The 3,774-nt window shown below is 70.5% G+C and carries 4 protein-coding genes; 1 reads left to right on the top strand and 3 read right to left on the bottom strand.

What is annotated here, in order from left to right:
- Positions 1 to 22 precede the first annotated feature (22 nt).
- Positions 23 to 406: a glycine cleavage system protein GcvH gene (gene gcvH, locus ACJA3G_RS32590; protein WP_406556637.1), complete on the bottom strand. Its 384-nt coding sequence runs from the start codon at positions 404 to 406 to the stop codon at positions 23 to 25.
- A gap of 182 nt (positions 407 to 588) precedes the next feature.
- The gene (locus tag ACJA3G_RS32585) at positions 589 to 2,112 is read right to left on the bottom strand and encodes a chitinase (protein WP_406556636.1); all 1,524 of its coding nucleotides are present in this window, start codon (positions 2,110 to 2,112) and stop codon (positions 589 to 591) included.
- Between the two features lie 345 nt (positions 2,113 to 2,457).
- Here ACJA3G_RS32585 and ACJA3G_RS32580 point away from each other — a divergent pair, with 345 nt between their 5' ends.
- Entirely contained in the window at positions 2,458 to 2,820 is a 363-nt protein-coding gene (locus ACJA3G_RS32580; RefSeq protein WP_406556635.1) for a cupin domain-containing protein, read from the top strand.
- 111 nt (positions 2,821 to 2,931) lie between these two features.
- On the opposite strand, the gene ACJA3G_RS32575 is transcribed toward ACJA3G_RS32580, so the two are convergent.
- Complete coding sequence (locus tag ACJA3G_RS32575) at positions 2,932 to 3,669, bottom strand: class I SAM-dependent methyltransferase (protein WP_406556634.1); 738 nt, start codon at positions 3,667 to 3,669, stop codon at positions 2,932 to 2,934.
- Between the last annotated feature and the right edge of the window lie 105 nt (positions 3,670 to 3,774).

The raw sequence follows: 3,774 nt of genomic DNA, 5'->3' as shown, positions 1-3,774 counted from the left end.
CCCCGGTGCCTCCCGTCCTGCCTCAGGCCCCCGTGGCCGCCTGGTACTGCTCGGCCGTCAGGAGCTCCTGCGTCGGCTCGCCCTCGGCGGGGGACAGTTTGAAGAGCCAGACGCCGTACGGATCGGTGTTGACCGTCTGAGGGGTGGCGACCGCGTCCGCGTTGGTCGCGACGATCTCACCGGCGAGGGGCGAGTAGATGTCGTTCGCGGCCTTCACCGACTCCACGGTGCCCACCGCCTCCTTGCGCGAGACGGTCTTTCCGGCGTCGGGCAGTTCGAGGAACTCGATGTCGCCGAGGGCCTGTCGGGCGTAGTCGGTGAGGCCCACCGCGAGTACGCCGTCGCCCTCGTCTCGGACCCACTGGTGGAACAGGGTGTAGCGCAGGTCGGCGGGGATGTTCGACATGCTCGGGCTCCATTCGGCACACACGGCACATGTAGGTGTCGTCCAGTGCGGACGATCACCGAGAAGCTTGCCCGGCCGGCGGCCGGTGGGAGACGTTTTTTGGACACCGGGGCACACCCCCGACATGGTGGTGTCCGGCGCGGAGGACCGCGCCGGACACCCTCATCTCGACCGTGCCGGGTTCAGCAGGCGCCCAGGTCCTGCCACACACCCCACTCACCGGTGGTGCCGGGCTCCTCGCCCTGCGTCCACCACTTGGCCTTCCAGTTGTGGCCCTTGTGCGACACCTGCGTCCCGCCGGTGTAGACCGACGTGGCGTTCCACGGCGTCGCCGTGCACTGGTGGCCGCTGCCGCCCGTGACGGTCAGGGTGTACGTCGCCGAGTGGCTCGCGGAGGCGCCGGAGCCGGTCACGGTGAGGGTGTACGTACCCGAGACGGCCGCCGAGGTCGTCGACGCCGTGAGCGTGGACGATCCGCCCGCCGTCACCGAGGCCGGGCTGAGCGAGGCGGTCACACCGGCCGGGGCGCCACTGACGGTCAGGTTCACGGACTGCGCCTGGCCCGCCGTCACCGCGGTCTTGACCGTCGTGGTGGCCGAACCGCCCGCCGTGACCGAGCCGGTGGCGGGCGAGGCCGTCACCGAGAAGTCGTTGGCGGGAGCGGTGCTGCCCGAGGTGAAGGGCTCGAAGACGTGGCTGAAGTCCCAGGTGTTCTGCTGGATGCCGGAGCAGTTGTCCGCGGCGGCGCCGCCGGGGCAGCCGCCGTTGTCGCGCTGGAGCGCCCAGAAGGAGAGGGTGTTGATGCCCTTGGAGACCGCCCAGTTGTACACCTGGGTGGCGTTGGCGAGCGTGAACGTCTCGGCGGGGCCGAAGTCGTCTACGCCCGGCATCTCGGTGACGCCGATCATCCCCCACAGCTGGGCCGAGGTCTTGCCCGGGTAGAGCTGGGCGAGCTGGTTGTACAGGCCCTGGGCCGCCGTCTGGGTGTCGTTGGCCATGTTGTGGGCGGCGTTGTCGTAGTAGTCGAACGTCATGAGGTTGGCGACGTCGACGCGCGCCCCGTTGCTCACCGCGTTGCGCAGCACGGCGAGGCCGCTCGCGGCGAGGCCCGAGGTGGTGGTGGGGAGGGTGTACGAGATCTCCACCTTGCGGCCGTTGGCCGCCGCCCAGTCCTGGACCTGCTTGATCGCCTTGTTGCGCCGGTCGATGCCCGCGCTGTTGTCCAGCGAGTCGACCTCGACGTCCATGTCGAGCCGGGAGATGTCGTAGGTCGTGATGACCTTCTCGTACGCGGCGGCGATCTGGCCGACGTCGGTGCAGCTGTCGGCGATCTCGGTGCCGGTGGTGTCCGCGGTGTAGCCGCCGAAGGACGGGATGACGTCCCCGCCGCGCGACTGGATGGTCTTGATGTCGCCGCCGAAGGTGGAGGAGGCGATCGGCATACCGCTGTTGCCGTTCCAGTACGGCGTACAGGAGCCCTTGGACGCCGTCTGGATGAACGCCATGGTCAGGTGCTTCGCGCCGGACTGGGCGGCCAGGGCGGCGGGGCTCTCGCCGGTCCAGGCCTCGAAGTAGGGGGCGAAGACATGGGCCGGCAGGGGGGTTGCGGCCTGGGCGGAGCCGCCGCCGAGCACGGCGAGGCCCGCCGTGGCCACGGCGGTGACGGTCGCGGTGAGAACCGCGCGGAGGGTACGCATGCGTCTCATGTCTGTCCAAGGTGTGAGGGGAGGGCCCGCCAATTCCCGTGGGGCGCAGCGGTGTTGGATATGGGATATCCTCGTGATCAGAGACATGTCAATGGACTGGACCAAAACAGGACTAGACCAATTTCGCGGGAGAGGCGGTTACGCCATGGGTCACCGGGGGTGGCGCGCACTGGACCACTGCTCGGGGGAAGTTCGCGGTCCGCGGACGGCCGGCGTCCGGTGCGGCACTCCGCGGGGGGCCGCCCCGTCACCCGGACGGTCCATGCCGTTCGCGGCCCTCCACGGCGCTGGTTACGTTCGGAGCGTCCTTCGTTCCCCCCACCCGCCGCCCGAGGAGAAGCAGTCATGGCCGGTCTCGTACGCAAGAGTTTCGATGCGCCGGAGGAGGTCCGTCCGTTCGAGGACGGCAAGGGGCGCCTGGAGCTGGTCAACGTCGGCGGGGGGCAGGTCGGCCGGGCGACGTTCGAGCCAGGCTGGCGCTGGTCCGAGCACGTCAAGCCGATCGCGCAGACCGACAGCTGCCTGGTCGCCCACGCCAGCTATGTGATCTCCGGGCGGATCAAGGTCGTCATGAACGACGGCCAGGAGGAGGACTTCGGCCCCGGCGACTACATGAACGCCGCGCCCGGCCACGACGCCTGGGTCCTCGGCGACGAGCCGTGCGTCCTCGTCGACTGGATGGGCTTCTCGGACTACGCGAAGCGGTAGCCGTCACGTAGGCGGCGCCCGCCCACGCGGACGCACCGCGCCCCCTCCATCCGGAAGGTGCGCGGTGCGCCGTCGCGGCCGTTCGGTGAACGGCCTGATTACGTCTGTCCGTCAGACCCCGGGCTCGCGGCGGAACAGCGCGGTCCACAGGAACGGCTCACCGAAAAGCGGTGAGTCCGGGGCCTCGTCGCGCATACGGCGCAGCTCGACCTCCGTGAGGTCGGAGAAGATCCAGCGCAGGGACTCGGGGGTGTAGGCGAGTCCGCCGTGCAGCCCTTCCCGGCGGTAGAAGTCGCCGTCGGGGAGCTCGGAGCCCATCTCGCCGGACGCGAAGCAGGTGAGGGAGAGGTGGCCGCCGGGCGCGAGCAGCCGGTCGAGCAGGCCGAGGTAGCTGATACGGCGGTGCGGCGGCAGGTGGTGGAAGCAGCCCGAGTCGTGGATCAGGTCGTACGGTCCGCTCAGCGCCGCCCCGGCGAGCGCGAACGCGTCACCGCAGTGGAACCGGATGTCGGCCCCCGCCTCCCGGGCCCGTTCCCCGGCCCAGGCGATGGCGCCGGGGGAGAGGTCGACGGCGTCCACCTCGAACCCGCGCGAGGCGAGGTGGAGGGCGTTGCGGCCGGGCCCGCAGCCCAGATCGAGCGCCCGGCCCGGGGCGATCAGACCGCGGTCGAGATGGGCGACGAGGTTCTCGTCCGGCTTCGCCACGAAGAACGGCACCGGCTTGGCGCGGTCCGCGTAGAACGCGTCCCACCAGGACGCCGCGCCGGTGGTCCACCGGTCGGCCCCGGGTGTGAACAGGCCGTCCATGAGCTTGAGTACGTCGTCCACAGTGCGGATGTTCCGGTCCATCCGGCCCCCTTTCCCTGTCCGGTGATCGTAGGTTCGATGCGTACGAAAGACCAGGTCAGGCGGGGTGCGGCGAGGCTGCGGGCGGCCGTGTGCGGGCCGTGGGGG

This window comes from Streptomyces sp. YS-3 (assembly GCF_045257485.1).
GTDB lineage: Bacteria > Actinomycetota > Actinomycetes > Streptomycetales > Streptomycetaceae > Streptomyces.
Note: the sequence above shows the minus strand (reverse complement) of the source record. Positions and strands in the feature narration are given on the sequence as shown.

Excerpts from the sequence above, each read along its gene's own strand:
- ACJA3G_RS32585 (WP_406556636.1), bottom strand. The coding sequence starts at position 2,112 with ATGAGACGCATGCGTACCCTCCGCGCGGTTCTCACCGCGACCGTCACC.
- ACJA3G_RS32580 (WP_406556635.1), top strand. The coding sequence starts at position 2,458 with ATGGCCGGTCTCGTACGCAAGAGTTTCGATGCGCCGGAGGAGGTCCGT.
- gcvH (WP_406556637.1), bottom strand. The coding sequence starts at position 406 with ATGTCGAACATCCCCGCCGACCTGCGCTACACCCTGTTCCACCAGTGG.
- ACJA3G_RS32575 (WP_406556634.1), bottom strand. The coding sequence starts at position 3,669 with ATGGACCGGAACATCCGCACTGTGGACGACGTACTCAAGCTCATGGAC.